This window comes from Celerinatantimonas yamalensis (genome assembly GCF_046054155.1).
In the GTDB taxonomy this organism is placed as follows: Bacteria; Pseudomonadota; Gammaproteobacteria; order Enterobacterales; family Celerinatantimonadaceae; genus Celerinatantimonas; species Celerinatantimonas yamalensis.
The window spans coordinates 832063-850966 of record NZ_JBEQCT010000001.1; the positions used below are offsets into that span (position 1 = coordinate 832063).

The window sequence follows — 18904 nt, forward strand, 5'->3', positions numbered from 1 at the left end:
TCGTAGGCTAAGTTAGCTTGTGCTCTTTGAGTTTTTTCGCCACGGCAGTGTGTGATAATCCCAGCTTTTTAGCTAAAGAACGTGTACTCGGATACTGTGGATAATGATAACTCAAGAGCAATCGTTCAAAGTCGTTCATCGCTTGATGATAATCCTTATCGAGTAGACCACTTACCATCGGTTCGCTTTTCTGTCGGCGATGCTCATATTGAATATCTCTTACTATCCAGGCTCTTGGGCCTGTTCTAGCCATAGTATCACGTAACACCTGCAATAGTTGAGCAATATTGCCTGGCCATTGACATTTTTTAAGGAATTGTTGCACAGATTTACTCAAAGCTAGTGAAGAACGCCCCAAGCTCAAATAATATTCATCCAACCATGCTTGCGCCAACGCGACAATATCATCGGGACGGTTACGTAATGGCGCAATTTCAATACACTGACCAATCCCAGAATAAAATAGCTCATTACCAATTTGCTCGATCAACCGCTCGGGGCTGTATTGCGACGTAAAGGTAACCTGTTTGACACTGTTCAACTGCGCCATGATTCGAGGCAGTTGCTCCGAGGAGAAATTCTCTAATTGATAAACCAACACCATTTCAGGGCGATTGATGGCAATTTCAAGTAACTGTTCATCTAAAGCGGTGTCATCAATGGGGCCAGCCAATTCCGGCATACTCTCGAGCGAATTTCCTTGTAAATGGTTTAGAAGCTTAGCAGAAAAACGTTTACCACTGCCTACTTCACCATAGAGCAGGAGCGGTCTAGGCTGTTGGGCTATCTGCTGCAATTGCTCGATAACTCTGGAATACTCATTAGCCTGAGCAATCAGTCCAAATGGAGCAAAACTGTCGCGAATACTGGCCAAATCTAAATTAGGGACATATTGTCCCTCCAAACGGAACACCATCAACACACTAGGAAAATGCGATAACGACAACTCATCAGCGAGTGGCTCAACAAACGCACGATAAGGCCGTTCGCCTAAGTACACTTCAGCAAACTCTGTACGCCCATTGCCACTCCCCAGCCAACGACTGATAGAAAAGCCTTTTACAAAGTCAGTGAGAGGTCGCCCCAATAGCTGTTCAAATAAACTCTGACAGGCGAACGCGCTCGCCTGATTAGCATGCAAAATGAGGCCATTGCGATCAACAAGCAACACAGGGTATATAATTTGGTCCAGCAATAATTGAATTTGGCGATCCCCTAATTCAGATGGGATCATTCCTACGACTCGGGCATCCAGAACACTATCTAAACAGCGGATACCGGTTAACAGTTCCTTTAAATCAGCGAAATCTAAATCAGAAATCACAATATAGATAAAGCCAGACGGATCAGACTCTATCCCATCAATAGAAAGTTGGTACGCTGCCAGTATTTCAAAAATATGGGAAATAACTTCAATACTACAAGGACAGACTATTTCCAAACATCTCATAACTATCCTGCACTTCGTTCAGCCAATTCATCACAGCGGGCGGCCATGATGAAATCCATTTCGGTTAAGCCCTGTTGGCGGTATGTCCACCAACTTACCTGTACCCATCCCCATTGAATGACCAGTCGTGGATGATGTTTTTCCAATTCTGCGATATTGCCAATTTGGTTAGCCAATAACATCGCATCAGCAAATTGTTGACACTGATATTTTTTGACTAATCGTGGCGATTCATCAACATGCTGTAGTTGCCAATGGTCAAGGTGAGCCAACAATTGCTCAATCTGCGTATGGCTTAATACCTTCAGCTTTAAAGGTTGTTCTTTTTTAGTCATCATGACACTCCTTATCGGTCCTGTATGATCAATATAGCGGATCAGCCCTTCAATGATCATCTCTTAGACGTCATGACGACTAAATCTTTTAATAACTGCCGCTGAATTGATGCCAATTTAGGGAGTTGTTGTGATGTAATCGTCAATGGTCGACAAACTTGCATACATTTATAACCTAGGCGCGCAGTCAACAATCCTGCACTCAGTCCATCAGCCATACTCGCAGATAACTTACGAGTTAAATTGGTACCTGTCATTTCAACCCCTAGATCGGCAATAACTTGGCTCGCTCCAGCAAAAGCAATATTACCAAGAATGATTTTCATCAAACTCATCTGCATCATTAATCCGCTGGGTAATCCATACAATTTGGCCAGTAACCGCATGAGTCGTAAATTACGCCACATCATTAAAGCCATATCTAAACTCGCAAAAGGACTCAGGGCCAACATAACGGCCGACTGCGACGAAAACTTTAATATCAATGCCTTGGCGCGCTTATCCTGTTCACTGAGCACTTGTTGCTCAAAAATCGATAAAATTTCTGAGGGCTCATGATAATTCTGTATCGACTGTTGCCACTGCGTTTGAGAGCAATGCATTGAGCTCGCCATCTTGGCACATTGACGACGAAGCTTTGTGACCGAATATTGATTGGTATGTTGCAACCAATCGTGGCTGTGTTTTTGACGCATCGACAAACAAAACACCGCCCACCATTCATAACCGATAGCAATCAACACCACCACGCTTAACACAACCACACTGATTGCAAATAACTGATTTAACGCAAGGGGCTCATAAATCAATGAATACAGTGAAGTAAATAGTGGCCACAACAAAATGAATAATCCACTGCTAAAAGCGACTCGCCAGTACCAACGTAGCCGTGAAGGTCCAGTGGATATAATCGGTTCGACGATGGGAGATATCATCTCTTCAGAATATGCTTGCCAATCGACATTTTCTGACGAAAAGTCACGACGTTGCCCTAACGGTTCATCCACCGATGAGGACGATGACTCTTTATCTGGATAATCTTGGCGTGGGGGAACGTTCATCAATTACTCCTCATCATTTAAGTGCTGGGTTATAACTAGTCTGTCGCTTCATGACAACTTATCACCAACAAGATACTCTAACAACGCATCCATTCGCATATGGGGAAGCAGCTGATTTAAGGGCTTTGAAGGGGGTAAAAATTGCGGAAAATCGAAGTGATGCTGCTGCCAAAATGATGACTCAGGAATACTACGAGGAACCCCACCAGGAAACACATTAATCATCTCTCCACTGCTTAGATCACGACCGCGAAGGGCTGACTGACCATGGATACGACCTTGTTCTGTCGCCACCACAGCACTGGTAACCATGGTTTGATAAGCGGTGCCGCTAAAGCGGATGCGGTTGACCGCTGGCGCTAACAGTTCATCAAGCAGTAGCGCCAACGCAGGATATTGGTCAAGTGTCACGCGATCAGCCTGTGAAGCGGCGAACACGACTCTATCAATACGAGGCGAAAAAAGTCGGTTAAATATGTGACGCCGTCCATAATGAAAACTCTCGAGTGCTTGGCACAGCGCTTTTTGCATTTGCAATATGGCACCCTCGCCATGGTTAAGTGCGTCGAGCACATCAACCAGCACCACCTGACGATCAAATCGACTGAAATAATCTCTATAAAATGGCGCGACCACCTGATCGCGATAATAGTTATAACGCCGTTGTAAAACGCGATAACAGCTATCCTCAGATAATTGCTCGGGGTGTTTAACCGGTTGTCCAAACCACGGGAAAAAAGCCAAAACAGGGGCGCCTTTAAGCTCGCCTGGCAATAAAAATCGCCCCGGTTGCAACCAATATCCCCCCACATCACGGGCGGCAATAAGATAATGCTGGTAATCCTCAGCAATCGCATCTAACGGGTAATCATTGGCTGGCCGAGCCGAATCAAGCTGACTTAATTGGTTGAACAGTTTTTGTGTGGGTACCGGAGTTAGCGCAAAGGCTTGCTGCATGCTGTCACTCCACTGCTGAAAAGATTGTTCTAATAAAGGAAGATCCAGCAGCCATTCGCCCGGGTAGTCAAACAAATCTAAATAGAGATCCCGATGATGAAATAATCGCTGGCGAATCGCACCACTGGGTTGATAGCGGATCACCAGACGAATTTCATTAAGCGTTTCTGTTGCCTGGGGCCATAGTCCCTGCGACAACATCTCTCGTTGTTGGGCATAGGGGAAAGTGGGAATATGTAAACTCTCATAGTGTGCCTGTTTACTTCCCATCAAACGCCCACTGGCAGCGACCTGCCACAGAGGGAAAGCACTTGCATCAGCATGTAGTAAAGCATCCACCAATGCCGTCATAAACGTTGTCTTGCCGCTTCGGCGTAATCCAGTCACAGCAATACGCAGATATTGGTCACTTCCGCGTTTAAACCACTCGTTACTCTTCATCTGCCATGATGATCGCAAATCAATTCTCCGCCTTCACCCCACTAAATGATCATAGTTTAACCGAAAAGGTGGTGTTGAAGAAGCCTTGCTTTTTTAATTATCTTTATGAAATTTTTACAAATTTTTCTATTTTTTAGAAAAAAATCTTAAAAATGTAGATACAAACAAGAGGAGCCTTTTATAATTCATCCTTTATCCATCACCGATATGAGAGGTTTTAGCTCAGAGATGTTAAACTCAGCGGCTTATGATGGAGCCATTAACCACCTCATTATACAGTTATAATGAAATATGGATGATGTCACCCTATTCACATGAACAGGAAGTAAACGATGCTACGTTACTTCATCAGGCGGATCATGCTATTGCTGATCACCCTGCTAATACTTAATTTGATTGCATTTTTATTGGATCGTTATCAAGTCGGGGGAATGGTGCCGGTGACCGGCAACCCCATCATACTGTTTGGGCAATTTTTATGGAATAACATACATGGCCATTTGGGCGTTTCGCACGTGACGGGTCGCCCCGTTATGCAAGAAATATTACAAGTATTCCCTGCAACTCTGGAACTTTGTTTCTCGGCGTTTATTCTTTCATTAATCATTGGAATCCCACTTGGAACAATCTCTGGACTGTTTCGTCGACATTGGATCCGTCGAGCCATACTCAGTTTGACCGTGATAGGTTATAGCATTCCAGTATTTTGGTTAGCTATTCTCTGTATCATGTATTTTTCACTGGAGTTGGGCTGGTTTCCCGTTGCCGGACGTTTTAATCCCTTATTCCCCATTCCTCATGTGACTGGCTTCGGGATTATTGACGCCTTACTCATGCCGAATGATCAAATGAGTTCTATTGCACTATGGTCGGTGATTCATCACCTAATATTACCTGCATTAGTGTTAGCCATTTTGCCAACAACTGAGGTCATTAAGCAGCTTTCAACTGCCATGACAAAGGTTATGCAAGAAAATTATATTAAGGCCGCTGCGCTAAAAGGCTTATCTAAAACAGAGATCGTACTACGCCATGCACTACGCAATACCTTACCCACTATATTTCCCACTTTGGGGCTTCAATTTGGCAGTGTACTGACCATGGCTATGGTCATGGAAATGGTATTTTCATGGCCAGGTATTGGCCGCTGGTTGATCACCGCAGTCTATGAACACGACTACATTGCCATTCGCGGGGGAATGTTGGTCGTTGCAAGTTTTGTCATTTGCGCCACTATTTTGACCGATCTATTTACCGCGCTCACCTACCCGATACGGCGCAAGGAGATCTATGAGCAACTCTAATATTTTTGCCCAAGAATATATTCCTTCAACCCCAGTTCGGATCTGGCGTAGTTTCAGTAACGACCGTATGGCGATGCTGGGATTATGGGGCGTAGCACTATTTATCTTACTGTCGATTATTGGCCCACTTATTGTCGGCCATGCGATTGATCAAACTAGTAATCTGCTGCTCTATCCCCCTTACTGGGATAATAAAGGGATCATGAACCATTTCCTAGGCACTGATGATTTAGGCCGCGATATGCTCTCTAGGCTTGTCTACGGTACACGCCTAACCTTTGGTGGTGCTTTAGGCGTTGTTATCGTTGCTTTAATTATCGGGGTACCTATCGGTATATTGGCAGGCGTAACACGGGGCTATAAATCCAGCATTTTGCACCATCTCATGGATACAGCCTTATCAATCCCTTCATTGTTGCTTGCGCTGTTATTAGTATCAGTGATGGGCATGGGCTTAAATGTGACATTAATAGCCGTCACATTGGCTCAAATTCCCAAGTTTTTACGCTCAACCTACACGGTTGTCGTAGAGCAAATGCAAAAAGAGTACCTGCTAGCCATTAAGCTGGATGGGGCCTCAAATCTACATATTCTCAAGTATGGCATTTTGCCTAACATTACTGAGACCATTGTCACGCAAACAACCCGCGCACTATCGTCTGCTATTTTAGATATTACCGCTTTGGGCTTTATCGGCATTGGCGCCCAGCCGCCACTTCCCGAATGGGGGGCATTACTGGGTGGAAGTCGAGATTTATTGCTGGTTGCACCTTGGACCGTTATTATGCCTGGAGTGGCGATCATGATCTCAATTATAATGGTCAACTTGGTCGGTGAAGGTCTCCGCCATGCGTTGAATGAAGGGATCGAATAATGGCATTATTAGATATTCGTAATCTCACCATTGAAATCGAAACACCAACCGGATTGGTTAAAGCGGTCGAGCGCGTCAGTATCACAATGGCTGAAGGTGAGATCAGAGCACTGGTCGGTGAATCAGGTTCAGGTAAAAGCTTAATTGCCAAAGCAATACTGGGCGTGACCAAACCAACTTGGCGAATTCAAGCCGATCGCATGCGGTTGGGTAAATTAGATTTATTAACCCTCACCCCTAAACAACGCCGCGAAATCATGGGTCGCGAAATTGCAATGATTTTTCAAGAACCCGCCAGTTGTCTTGATCCTGCCGAAAAAGTTGGCGAACAACTGCGTGAAGCGATCCCTTGGAGTTTATTTAAGGGCCATTTTTGGCAACGTATTCATTGGCGTAACCGAGAAGCGCGAAAACTACTTCATCGAGTAGGCATTAAAAATCCACACAAAGTGATGCATAGCTATCCCTATCAACTCTCTGATGGCATCTGCCAAAAGATCATGATCGCTATGGCTATTGCAGGTCAACCAAGGTTATTAGTGGCTGATGAGCCAACCACTGCGATGGAAACGACCACTGCGATGCAGATCTTACGTCTACTGGACAAACTGAATAAACTCAATAACACCGCGATTTTGTTGGTCAGCCACGATTTTCGCACACTAGCCGATTTAACCGATCAGGTCACCGTGCTCTATTGCGGCCAAACTGTGGAATCAGGCCAATCCAAGCAGGTTTTAGAAAATCCAAATCATCCTTATACATCGGCCTTAATTGATGCAGTGCCGAATTTTCGAGATGGTTTAATACCTAAAAGCCGATTGCCATCATTACCTGGAGCGACGCCTTCTTTACAGCATCTGCCTATTGGCTGCCGACTTGGCCCACGTTGCCCACGGGCACAACGAGAGTGTGTTCAACAGCCGCCACTAAGGCAGTTTAAAGGGCATTATTTCGCCTGCCATTACCCACTCAATTGGGATGAAAACAACGGATGAGTGCTTTATTAGAGATCACCAATTTATCGCAGCAGGTCCAAGTTCATAATACCTGGTTTAAACGCCGCAAGATTGAGATCTTAAAATCGATCAATCTCACGCTTAAACAAGGGCATACGCTATCACTTATTGGTGAGTCAGGGTCAGGTAAATCGACTCTCGCCCGCTTAATTGCGGGACTTAATCAGCCAACAGAAGGTGAAATCTGTATCAATGGCGAACCCCTTGAATATGGTGAGCATAGTAAACGCTGTAAGCTGATACGGATGATTTTTCAAGATCCGAATACATCGCTTAATCCTCGTTGCCGTATTGGCCAAATTTTAGAAGTTCCGCTGGCACTAAATACCTATCTTCAGGAACAACAACGTAAGCAGCGTATTGCATCCACTTTAAAACTGGTTGGATTACTGCCAGAACATGCTCAGTACTACCCACAAATGTTAAGTAATGGCCAAAAACAGCGAGTAGCATTGGCACGCGCTTTAATTCTCAATCCAAAAATAGTCGTCGCAGATGAAAGTATTTCATCACTTGATGTCTCGGTACGATCTCAGATCATCAACTTATTACTTGAGTTACAAGAGCGGTTTGCACTGAGCTATATCATTGTGTCTAATGATTTGGGAATGGTCAGCCATATGAGTGATCAGGTGGCAGTGATGCATCAAGGTGAAATTGTCGAATGGGCAACGACGCAAACATTATTTGAACAACCTCAGCATGAAATAACGCAGCGGCTGCTCAATGCATATAACACTGAGTTTAAAAAATAAGCTCACCATAGAATCTGCGACTGGATTGCAATCAGGTTGTGATATTATACCTCAGTTTTACAATCGCCTTATCCGGTTAATAACTGAATAAGCCAAAGGAACCAAATAATGATTATTAAACCCAAAATTCGTGGATTTATTTGCACGACCACACATCCCATTGGCTGTGAAGCTAATGTGAACGAGCAGATAGGCTACGTTCAAAGCAAAGGCCAACTCAACAATGCTCCCAAGCGAGTTCTTGTGATTGGGGCTTCGACTGGATATGGTCTGGCCTCACGGATTACTGCCGCATTTGGCGGTGGTGCTGCAACATTAGGCGTGTTTTTAGAAAAAGCACCCACTGAGAAAAAAACAGCCTCAGCTGGCTGGTACAATAGTGCAGCGTTTGAAAAAGCGGCTCATCAAAGCGGTTTGTATGCTAAAAGCATTAATGGCGATGCATTTTCAGATGAAATCCGCCAAGCAACAATTGAGCAAATTAAAGCTGACTTAGACAAAGTTGATCTAGTTGTTTATTCATTAGCCTCCCCTGTACGCAAAATGCCAGATACGGGTGAGCTAATCCGCTCAACGTTAAAACCCATTGACTGCACTTATACTGCAACAGCAGTTGATACAAATAAAGATGCTATCTTTGAGGCTAATATTGAAGCGGCAAACCAAGAAGAAATCGATAACACCGTAAAAGTAATGGGTGGCCAAGATTGGGAACTTTGGATTGCAGCGCTTAAAGAAGCCAATGTTCTAGCCGATGGTGCGCATACCGTCGCGTATAGTTATATCGGTGCTGATCTGACTTGGCCTATCTACTGGCATGGCACTATCGGGCAGGCAAAAAAGGACTTAGACCGCGCAGCAGCAGCAATTAACACCAATCTAAGCGAACTCAATGGTAGAGCCAATGTAACCGTATTAAAAAGTGTCGTCACACAAGCAAGTGCAGCCATTCCAGTAATGCCATTGTATCTGTCACTCGTCTTTAAAATTATGCAGGAAAAAGGCATTCATGAAGGTTGCATAGAGCAAATCCAACGACTTTTTGAACAACGTTTATGTAGTGATGATAAGCAGATTAGTACAGATGAAGGGAACCGCATCCGTTTAGATGACTGGGAACTACGTGACGATGTTCAACAAACGTGTCGTGATATGTGGCCAACTATCACCACAGAAAACCTCAAAGAACAGACCAGCTATCAACTCTATAAAGATGAGTTTATGAAATTATTTGGCTTTGGCTTAGATGGCGTCGATTACGATGCTGATGTCAGTCCATTAGTTGATTTCACACCGCTTGAAGTCTAATTTCTTCAGCAAGCCCAAATAAAAAAGCCATGTTTTAAGCATGGCTTTTTAGTCTTCAACTAAGTGCTGTTGGGAGATGAATGACCATCCACTATTTAGATTCGAGAAGCGCCTTAGGTACTGGACCAACCCGATTGTAAGTCAATTTTCCAACTCGTGGCATACGAATAAATAGCCGCTCTAAATCGCGAGATATTTCATACTTATAGCTATCGACATTGGTGGTCACGTAGATGGTGCGACCTTGAATTTTATATTGCGTATTAATCAAACTACCATGACGTAAAACACCACGCTCAGTAAATACAAGCTCTTCTGTTTTACCAAAATAAGGTTCAGCCGAACGCCATCTACCCACCAACGGATTCACTATCTGTGGGTGATAATAGAAGCCATAGTAACTAACAGCCACCGCAGCCACAACAAGAGTCGTTGCTGCTAACAATAAAATAACCAGCCGCCGCCGACGAATCAGCGGCTGGTTCACTTGCTTTGTCTTAACCATTATACTCAATGTTTGCTTTACTTTTTAAATAGTCTAGCAGTAATCGATAATCCTCATTGACAAAGTACCCTTGCAATTTTTGAGCAATCTGCCCATCTAATTTTGCATCAGGCTTCGGTTGAGCAACGTTTAATAGCTTAACCACATAAGAATCACCACTCGCTAATTGCACCACTTGCGAAGGTTCTTTACCAGCCTTCGGATGAGGCATTGAGAACACCTGTTGGAGCAGTTGTGGGTCCAGCTCTTGATCATTACGCGTCACTGCTTTCACTTGCTGTTCTTGAAGACCTTTAGCTTGAATTAGCTGCGCAAATTGCTGAGGGTTGGCAATTGCTGCAAGCAACTTCTTAGCATAAGCTTGACTAAGTTTAAGTTGCTGCTGTGCAACAAAACTCTTAGTCACTTGATCTTTTACTTTATCAAATGGTTGAGTCTTAGCTGCTTGGTGGCCTGTCAGTCGGACAACAACAGCTTGTTCAGGACTAAGATTGATGACATTACTATTTTGTTTCTTTTCAATCGCGTCTTGAGAGAAGACTTGTTTAACCACTTCTGGATTTTGCAGATCTCCAGGTAAATTAGCTCGTGTCACATTTGTCGCTGAGAGCACTTTAACACCCATCTGTTTAGCAACCTGATCTAAACTATCAGGCATTTCAAAAGAAAGATTGCTCAACTTCTGTGACAGATCATAGAACTGAGTCATAGCCTGATCTTGCTGAATTTTTTTCACGACCTTCGCTTTGACACTATCCAGTGATGGCATTTTTGAATTTTGGATACCTAACAGCTTAATAATATGATAACCATATTTCGTTTTCACCACGGAACTAATGTCACCCACTTTGGCAAGGCCAAATGCCGCCTTATCAAAATTTGCAGGCATAACACCCTTCTGGAACCAATCTAACACGCCGCCTTTTTTGGCGCTAAAAGTGTCTTGCGAATCTTTTTTAGCCAGTGCTGCGAAATCAGCACCATCTTTAAGTTGTTTTTCAATCGCTTCGGCTTTGGCTTTAGCTTGGGCTGGATCCTTACCAAATTTAATTAAGATATGAGCAACATGGCGCTGTGCAGGCAATTGATAATCATTGGCATGATTATTCAAATAGCTTTGCGCTTGTTGATCACTGACCTGAATGGTTTTAGCCAATTGCTTCGCATCAACCAGGATGTAGTTAAAACTAACCATTTCAGGTGAGCGGAATTGCTGAAGGTGTGCTTGATAATAATTGTTAAGCTCTTTATCTGTGACCTTTACATCATCAGCAAATTTATCACCAGGCACTGCGACATAACTAAACTGACGAGTCTGACTCTGCAAATTAGCCAACTGAGTCACTTCATTTGGTAATGTAAATTGCGTTGCAAATAAAGCGCTTTGAAGTTGCTGATTCATCAGGTCCTTACGAATCAACTGGCTAAAACGCGCAGGCGTCAACCCAGCCGTCGCTAAACGCTGGCGGAAGGTTGCATTATCAAAATGCCCATCTTTTTGAAAAGCAGCCATTGCTAAAATAGCTTGTTTAACTTGAGCGTCTGAGACGCTAATTCTCATCGCTTTTGATTGTTGATCGATCAGCTTTTGATCAACTAAGCGTTGCAATACATTTTTTTTCAACTGAGCCATATATTGCGGATTATCCGCTAGTTGCAAAAATGCACTGCCAAACCGGCTCTGCATTTGCTGGCGTTCATTTTGATAGGCTTGCTGAAATTCAGCCTGTGAAATAACGTCCCCATTAACTTTAGCAGCATAGCTTGCACTGGGCGATGCAACATAACTACCGATTCCAGCTAAGGCAAATGATACAATGATTAGACCAAGAATAATCTTAATGACTAAGCTTTGGCCCCCCTCTTGAATCTTATCCAACATGCTTTGGTTCACTCTTTAACGACGTTTAGATAACGAAAAAGCGCATCATTGATGCGCTCTGCGGTTATGCAGCGAATTATGACTCATTGATTTACTGCATTTTTAAGCAACTTGCCAGCTTTAAATGCCGGAACTTTCGCTGCAGGAATTTCGATCGCGGCACCTGTCTGTGGATTACGGCCACTGCGCGCAGCTCGCTCTCTCACATCAAACGTCCCAAAACCAATAATACTGACGGCATCGCCAGCTTGAAGTGAATCTTGAATCACTTCAAGTATAGAATCTAATACTCGCTTAGCCGCCGCTTTAGACAAATCAGCGCTGTCTGCTATTTGATCAATTAACTGAGCTTTATTCACAAGAATCCCCTTTAGTGACTAATCCAAATGCCAGTAAGCCTTATCATCCTGAAGGCTTTTACATAGCTATAATTGCCAGCTCTTATGCGCTGAGCTGACAATTATTATTTATCAAGCGCCTGAGCTCAAGCGGTTTCAGCATTTTTAGTAACGAATTCGACACCAAACGGGTTACGCTCTAATGCCAGCTCTAATACTTCTTCTATCCAACGAACAGGACGAATGTCCAATTCTCTTTTAACGTTGTCTGGAATCTCTTCCAAGTCCCGCTCATTCTCTTTGGGTATTAAGACAAGCTTAACCCCGCCGCGATGCGCCGCGAGCAGTTTTTCTTTGAGACCACCAATAGGAAGTACTTCACCACGCAGCGTAATCTCACCGGTCATAGCAACATCGGCGCGCACTGGATTACCCGTTAATGCAGAGACAAGTGCAGTCGACATTGCAATCCCAGCACTTGGGCCATCTTTGGGGGTTGCCCCTTCAGGCACATGTACATGGATATCTCGTTTTTCATAAAAGTCAGGGTTAATACCTAACTTGTCAGCTCGCGCACGAACCACAGTCATAGCAGCTTGGATGGACTCTAACATGACATCACCTAATGAGCCAGTCTGAGTCATTTTACCTTTGCCGGGAACCGAAGCGGTTTCAATCGTGAGTAGATCACCTCCCACTTCCGTCCATGCAAGCCCGGTAACCATACCGATCCGGTTATGTTCTTCCGCTTTTCCATAATCAAAACGCTGTACACCTAAATAATCATGAAGGTTGTCACCATCCACAGATATATGTTTTACCTCAGGATGCAGCAAGATTTTTTTCACAGCTTTGCGACAGATTTTAGAGATTTCACGCTCTAACCCACGCACCCCTGCTTCACGCGTAAAATAGCGAATAATACCAGTAATAGCGCTATCTTCAATCGTCAGCTCATTTGGTTTCAAACCATTGCGTTTGATTTGTTTATCAGTCAAATGCTGCTTGGCAATGTTCAACTTCTCGTCTTCGGTATAACCGGACAAACGAATCACTTCCATACGATCAAGCAATGGACCTGGAATATTCATTGAATTCGAGGTCGCAACAAACATCACATCAGACAAATCGTAGTCAACTTCCAAATAGTGGTCATTGAAGCTATTATTCTGTTCGGGATCAAGCACCTCAAGCAAAGCGGACGCCGGGTCCCCTCGCATATCCGATGACATTTTGTCGATCTCATCTAATAAGAATAGCGGGTTTTTTACCCCTACTTTGGCCATTTTCTGAATCAGTTTACCAGGCATTGAGCCAATATAAGTGCGACGATGGCCACGAACTTCTGCTTCATCACGGACCCCACCTAATGCCATCCGTACATATTTACGACCTGTTGAGCGAGCGATTGATTGACCAAGCGAAGTTTTCCCAACCCCTGGAGGCCCAACCAAACATAAAATAGGGCCTTTAAGTTTATTGGTTCGATTTTGCACAGCCAGATATTCTAAAATACGCTCTTTGACTTTCTCTAAGCCATAGTGATCTGTATCGAGAACCTCTTCGGCCTTCGCCAAGTCTTTTTTCACTTTAGAACGCTTAGTCCAAGGAACACTGATCATCCAATCAACGTAACCGCGAACCACCGTTGCTTCAGCAGACATAGGCGACATCATTTTGAGTTTGTTCAATTCCGCTTCAGTCTTCTCGCGTGCTTCTTGCGGCATTTTGGCATCTGCAATTTTTTGCGCTAAAACTTCGAATTCATCTTGACCTTCGTCCATCTCGCCGAGTTCTTTTTGAATCGCCTTCATTTGCTCATTGAGATAATATTCGCGCTGGCTTTTTTCCATCTGTTTTTTGACGCGAGTACGAATTTTTTTCTCAACCTGCAATAGGTCGATCTCCGACTCCATCATGGCCATTAAATATTCCAGTCGCGCGGTCACGCTGGCTATCTCTAACACTTTTTGCTTATCTGCCAATTTCAACGGCATATGAGCGGCCATGGTATCGGCTAGACGAGCCGCGTCATCAATCCCAGAAACGGAAGTTAAAACTTCGGGGGGAATCTTTTTATTTAACTTAATATAGCCTTCAAACTGCGAAATAGCTGAGCGAACTAATACTTCTTGTTCTCGCTCATCAATCGGCTCAGATTGAATAAATTGGATACGAGCTTCGAAGTAGTCTTCATTATCTGTAAACTCACTTAATTTAGCTCGTTGGCTCCCCTCTACCAGTACTTTCACTGTCCCATCAGGCAGTTTTAGTAACTGGAGAATATTCGCAACTGTCCCAACATCATAAAGTTCATCAACATTCGGTTCATCAGTTGATGCATCCTTTTGAGCAATGAGTAGCACTTGTTTATCGTGCTCCATTGCCGTTTCAAGACATTGGATAGACTTTTTGCGTCCCACAAATAGAGGGATGACCATATGGGGATAAACCACAACATCACGAAGTGGTAATACGGGCATGGTAATGCTTTCTGAACGCTCTAAGGTCATTGGATCCTCTCTGCCTTAGCTGAAATATAAATTCGCTATCTTCAGTATATTGGGGTGCGGTGCGTAGATTCAATCAAAGAGGTGATAAAAACTGACAAAAAGCACCTAACTGAGCACTATTAAGCCAATTGTGAAGGAAGGTGTAACACTGATGTAAAAAGATGGCTCGATCATCGAGCCATCTTTTTCAACTTATTCGCCAGATAATGCTTTCGCTTGGTCTTTATTCGAGTAGATAATTAATGGATCACTCTCGCCACCAATCACCGTACCATCAATAACCACCTTACTGACATTGTCCAATGACGGCAATTCATACATAGTATCTAACAAAACAGCTTCAACAATTGAACGCAAGCCACGAGCACCCGTTTTACGTGCTAACGCTTTATGTGCAATCGCCTGCAACGCATCTTCACGGAACTCAAGTTCAACATCTTCTAGCTTGAATAGCTCGCCATATTGCTTGGTTAACGCATTTTTAGGTTCGCTGAGGATCTGTACCAGAGCCGACTCATCCAATTCAGTCAATGTCGCAACCACAGGCAAACGACCAATAAATTCAGGAATCAACCCATATTTAACTAAATCTTCAGGTTCAACGTTAGCAAAGGTTTCAGATATCGTACGCTTTTGCTCAGTTGTTTTAACATCGCTACCAAAACCAATCCCACTGTTAGTATCACAGCGCTGACCAATGATCTTATCTAAACCCGCAAATGCGCCACCACAGATAAACAGAATCTTCGATGTATCAACCTGCAAGAATTCTTGCTGTGGATGTTTACGACCACCTTGTGGTGGAACCGATGCAACAGTCCCTTCAATCAGTTTTAGCAATGCTTGTTGAACACCCTCGCCAGACACATCCCGGGTGATCGATGGATTGTCTGATTTTCGTGAAATTTTATCAATCTCATCAATATAGACAATACCACGCTCAGCTTTGTCAACATCATAATCGCATTTTTGCAGCAGTTTTTGGATGATATTTTCAACATCTTCACCCACATAACCCGCTTCAGTCAGCGTCGTTGCATCAGCCATTGTAAATGGAACATCCAATAACCGAGCCATCGTTTCAGCCAACAAGGTTTTACCACTACCTGTTGGGCCAATCAGTAAGATATTACTTTTACCTAGCTCAACCTGATTGCCTTTGCCTGCATTACGCAGACGCTTGTAGTGGTTATAGACCGCGACTGACAGTACTTTTTTTGCCTGCTCTTGACCTATCACATACTCGTCTAAATGCGCACGAATATCTCTGGGCACAGGCAGTGACTCACCTTCGTGCTTGGGTGATATATCTTTGATCTCTTCGCGGATAATATCATTGCACAGTTCCACACACTCATCACAGATATAAACCGAAGGGCCTGCGATCAATTTGCGAACTTCATGCTGACTTTTCCCACAAAATGAGCAGTACAACAGTTTACCGCTGTCTCCATCACCTTTGTGTTTATCTGTCATTGGCTAACCTCACAACTGCAGAGCTAATCATCGCTTTATGCGGTTATATCGATGATGATCACACTCTACATACTTTTCAAATTAACTTAACCGCGATTAATAAATATATCGTCCACTAGACCATATGCTTTAGCTTCTTCTGCGCTCATATAGTTATCACGATCGGTATCCAGAGCAATTTGTTCATACGATTGCCCGGTATGATGAGCGAGTAACTCGTTCATCTGGCGTTTTGTTTTGATGATCTCATTGGCATGAATTTCAATATCTGATGCCTGCCCCTGATAGCCACCTAACGGCTGATGAATCATCACTTTCGAATTTGGTAGACAGTAGCGTTTGCCCGGCGCCCCACCTGCCAACAAAAATGATCCCATACTTGCAGCCATCCCCATGCACACCGTGCTAATGTCTGGCTTAATGAACTGCATAGTATCATAAATCGCCATGCCAGCTGTAATTACACCACCTGGAGAATTAATATAGAGGAAAATATCTTTTTCTGGGTTTTCAGATTCTAAAAACAATAACTGGGCCACAATCAGATTGGCCATATTGTCTTCTACCTGCCCTGTAAGAAAAATTACTCGCTCTTTTAACAGGCGAGAAAAGATATCGTAAGAGCGCTCACCTTTGGATGTCTGTTCAACAACCATAGGCACCAAGGCGGCGAGAGGGTTACTCATATCGGGATAATTTGTTGACATCAATGCACTCTTCCTTAAACAAAATGGCTCGGGAGAAATAAACCTACCGAGCCATTATAAGCAAGCCTTCACGGCTAAAGTCAAATCAAACCCAATAGGGAATGATTTACTTGTTCATGATTTCATCAAAACTACGCGTAACTTCAGTTACTTTCGCTTTTTCAAGAATCAATTCAATGGCCTGTTCTTCTAAAACAACGTTCGCTAGGTTTTCTTTCAGCTCTTTGTTGTTATTGTAGTACTCAATCAGTTGTTCTGGTTGCTCATATGCTGAAGCAATCTCGGCTAAATGCTCTTGAATTTTTTCTTCATTCGCATCAAGCTCATTGGTTTTAATCACTTCACCTAACAATAAACCAACTTTAACACGGCGTTCAGCTTGTTCACTAAACAACTCATCAGGCAGCTGCGGTAAGTTTTTCGCGTTAGTTTGGCCGCCAAAACGTTCCATTGCCTGCTTACGAAGTTGTTCGATTTCACCATCAACCAATGCTTTAGGCACCACGATATCATTGGCTTCAACCAACTTGTTCAAGACCAAATCTTTCACATCAGCTTTGAGTTTCTGGTTAAGCTCACGTGCCATATTTTTACGCAGCTCAGTTTTTAACTCGTCAAGATCGCCTGATTCAATACCAAACTGAATAATGAATTCAGCCGTTACTTCAGGTAACTCGGCTTCTTCAACTTTAGTCAATTTAATATCAAATTCAGCTTTTTTACCTTTCAGGTTTTCCGCATGATAGTCTTCAGGGAAAGTGACTTCAATGGTAAATTCTTCGCCCGCTTTGTGACCGACAACACCTTCTTCAAAACCAGGGATCATACGGCCAGAACCGATTTCCAGTGAAAAGCCTTCAGCTTTACCACCTTCAAACTCTTCACCATCAATTTTGCCAAGAAAATCTAATGTCGCACGTCCGCCATCAGCCAACGCAGCTTCGCTGTCCAGCCAGCTGACACGTTGCTTACGTAACGTTTCAATCATCGCATCGACATCACTGTCAGCCACTTCTGATGATACTCGCTCAACTTCTAATTGCGCAAAATCGCTCAACGTCACTTCAGGGAAAACTTCAAAAGTTGCAGTAAAGTGGAACTGACCGTCAGTTGATTCACCAGCTGTTAAAGTTGGTGCACCAGCTGGATTCACTTTTTCTTGCATCACTGCTTCATAGAAATGACGCTGCATTGCTTTGTCTTTTACATCTTCTGCAATTGCGTCACCGTAACGTTTTGCAATCACTGACGCAGGAACTTTCCCAGGGCGAAAACCTGGCATACGTTCACGTTTAGCAATATCACGAACTGCTTGTTTGATTTCTTGGTCAATCGTATCAGCATCAATAGCAATAGATAGACGACGTTCCAGACCTTCAGTCGTTTCTAATGAAACCTGCATTTTTTTTCCTCATATCAGTCAGCTAATACTGACTTTTCCACTAGAGTAAATCATTCGATTAGTGCTAGAAAGCATGGTTCTATTAGGCCTGTTTCGAGCTTCATTGTCAAAGTGACATACTTTCAAACAAACCCAACTCTATGGCTAATTGCCACTCAGATCCCCCAAAAAAACGCATCTAGCATTGGCGAACCTAAATAGAACCAAACTTCCTGAAAACCGGCAATTTGGATTTACACCCATTCATCAAGACGCAGCATTATAGCTATGCTTTTTCGATGAGTCGAGAAGGTGACTATAAAATCGCGACATGTTCGAAAAACAATGTTGCTTACCCCTCCCGAAATGATTGCAAAACAACCCCAACTCTTGCGTATCAGCACCCTTTTTATGAAATATGGATATATAGGCAATAAACACTAATTTTAATCAATTAGGAGCAATCATTAAGACACTAAGATCCAATTAATCTATCAAATATTTTAATTATTCAATATAAGTTAGCACATAACACTTCACTTTTACTTCGTTTTAGCGCACTATATCCGCTATTCTTGTTCACCTAAAAGTGGGCTGT

At 43.3% G+C, this 18904-nt stretch carries 15 protein-coding genes and 1 pseudogene; 5 read left to right on the forward strand and 11 right to left on the reverse strand.

The genetic code is table 11. From position 1 onward, the window contains the following. Nucleotides 1–7 precede the first annotated feature (7 nt). The 4 genes from ABUE30_RS03950 to ABUE30_RS03965 are packed head-to-tail and all read right to left on the reverse strand — an operon-like array spanning nucleotide 8 to nucleotide 4262. Nucleotides 8–1450 carry a TyrR/PhhR family helix-turn-helix DNA-binding protein gene (locus ABUE30_RS03950; RefSeq protein WP_408622361.1) on the reverse strand — a complete coding sequence of 481 codons (1443 nt, stop codon included), beginning with the start codon at nucleotides 1448–1450 and terminating at the stop codon, nucleotides 8–10. 2 nt (nucleotides 1451–1452) lie between these two features. After that, nucleotides 1453–1785 carry a 4a-hydroxytetrahydrobiopterin dehydratase gene (locus ABUE30_RS03955; RefSeq protein WP_408622362.1) on the reverse strand — a complete coding sequence of 111 codons (333 nt, stop codon included), beginning with the start codon at nucleotides 1783–1785 and terminating at the stop codon, nucleotides 1453–1455. Nucleotides 1786–1841: 56 nt separating this feature from the next. After that, on the reverse strand, nucleotides 1842–2846 hold the full coding sequence (locus ABUE30_RS03960; RefSeq protein ID WP_408622363.1) for a TIGR01620 family protein: 1005 nt from the start codon (nucleotides 2844–2846) through the stop codon (nucleotides 1842–1844). A 48-nt stretch (nucleotides 2847–2894) separates the two neighbouring features. Then, nucleotides 2895–4262 (reverse strand): YcjX family GTP-binding protein, encoded by a 1368-nt coding sequence (locus ABUE30_RS03965; protein WP_408622364.1) that lies wholly within the window; start codon nucleotides 4260–4262, stop codon nucleotides 2895–2897. A gap of 314 nt (nucleotides 4263–4576) precedes the next feature. On the opposite strand from ABUE30_RS03965, the gene ABUE30_RS03970 reads away from it, so the two are divergent. The 5 genes and pseudogenes from ABUE30_RS03970 to fabV all read left to right on the forward strand — a co-directional run bounded on the left by ABUE30_RS03970 (nucleotide 4577) and on the right by fabV (nucleotide 9504). Beyond that, nucleotides 4577–5548 carry an ABC transporter permease gene (locus tag ABUE30_RS03970; protein ID WP_408622365.1) on the forward strand — a complete coding sequence of 324 codons (972 nt, stop codon included), beginning with the start codon at nucleotides 4577–4579 and terminating at the stop codon, nucleotides 5546–5548. Then, nucleotides 5535–6422 (forward strand): ABC transporter permease subunit, encoded by an 888-nt coding sequence (locus ABUE30_RS03975; RefSeq protein WP_408622366.1) that lies wholly within the window; start codon nucleotides 5535–5537, stop codon nucleotides 6420–6422. Before ABUE30_RS03970 ends, ABUE30_RS03975 begins: the two co-directional genes overlap by 14 nt. Further along, the gene (locus ABUE30_RS03980; RefSeq protein WP_408622367.1) at nucleotides 6422–7420 is read left to right on the forward strand and encodes a peptide ABC transporter ATP-binding protein; all 999 of its coding nucleotides are present in this window, start codon (nucleotides 6422–6424) and stop codon (nucleotides 7418–7420) included. Before ABUE30_RS03975 ends, ABUE30_RS03980 begins: the two co-directional genes overlap by 1 nt. Before the next feature lie 110 nt (nucleotides 7421–7530). Further along, a pseudogene (locus tag ABUE30_RS03985) lies at nucleotides 7531–8196 on the forward strand (ATP-binding cassette domain-containing protein); the annotation flags it as partial. 108 nt (nucleotides 8197–8304) lie between these two features. Further along, nucleotides 8305–9504, forward strand: a complete 1200-nt coding sequence (fabV, locus tag ABUE30_RS03990) for an enoyl-ACP reductase FabV (RefSeq protein ID WP_408622368.1) — start codon at nucleotides 8305–8307, stop codon at nucleotides 9502–9504. Nucleotides 9505–9595: 91 nt separating this feature from the next. Here fabV and ABUE30_RS03995 read toward each other — a convergent pair whose 3' ends face one another. The 7 genes from ABUE30_RS03995 to tig form a co-directional block, all read right to left on the reverse strand. Further along, a complete protein-coding gene (locus ABUE30_RS03995) occupies nucleotides 9596–10009 on the reverse strand; it encodes a DUF2850 domain-containing protein (RefSeq protein WP_408622369.1) in 414 nt (137 codons plus the stop codon). Continuing rightward, on the reverse strand, nucleotides 10002–11891 hold the full coding sequence (locus ABUE30_RS04000) for a SurA N-terminal domain-containing protein (RefSeq protein ID WP_408622370.1): 1890 nt from the start codon (nucleotides 11889–11891) through the stop codon (nucleotides 10002–10004). The genes ABUE30_RS03995 and ABUE30_RS04000 overlap by 8 nt, the downstream gene beginning before the upstream one ends. 83 nt (nucleotides 11892–11974) lie before the next feature. Next, on the reverse strand, nucleotides 11975–12250 hold the full coding sequence (locus ABUE30_RS04005; protein WP_408622371.1) for an HU family DNA-binding protein: 276 nt from the start codon (nucleotides 12248–12250) through the stop codon (nucleotides 11975–11977). A 125-nt stretch (nucleotides 12251–12375) separates the two neighbouring features. Next, entirely contained in the window at nucleotides 12376–14742 is a 2367-nt protein-coding gene (gene lon / locus ABUE30_RS04010) for an endopeptidase La (protein ID WP_408622372.1), read from the reverse strand. Between the two features lie 192 nt (nucleotides 14743–14934). Continuing rightward, complete coding sequence (gene clpX, locus ABUE30_RS04015) at nucleotides 14935–16218, reverse strand: ATP-dependent protease ATP-binding subunit ClpX (protein ID WP_408622373.1); 1284 nt, start codon at nucleotides 16216–16218, stop codon at nucleotides 14935–14937. Nucleotides 16219–16304: 86 nt separating this feature from the next. Then, on the reverse strand, nucleotides 16305–16925 hold the full coding sequence (clpP, locus tag ABUE30_RS04020; protein WP_408622374.1) for an ATP-dependent Clp endopeptidase proteolytic subunit ClpP: 621 nt from the start codon (nucleotides 16923–16925) through the stop codon (nucleotides 16305–16307). A gap of 106 nt (nucleotides 16926–17031) precedes the next feature. Continuing rightward, nucleotides 17032–18327: a trigger factor gene (tig, locus tag ABUE30_RS04025; RefSeq protein ID WP_408622375.1), complete on the reverse strand. Its 1296-nt coding sequence runs from the start codon at nucleotides 18325–18327 to the stop codon at nucleotides 17032–17034. Nucleotides 18328–18904: the final 577 nt, after the last annotated feature.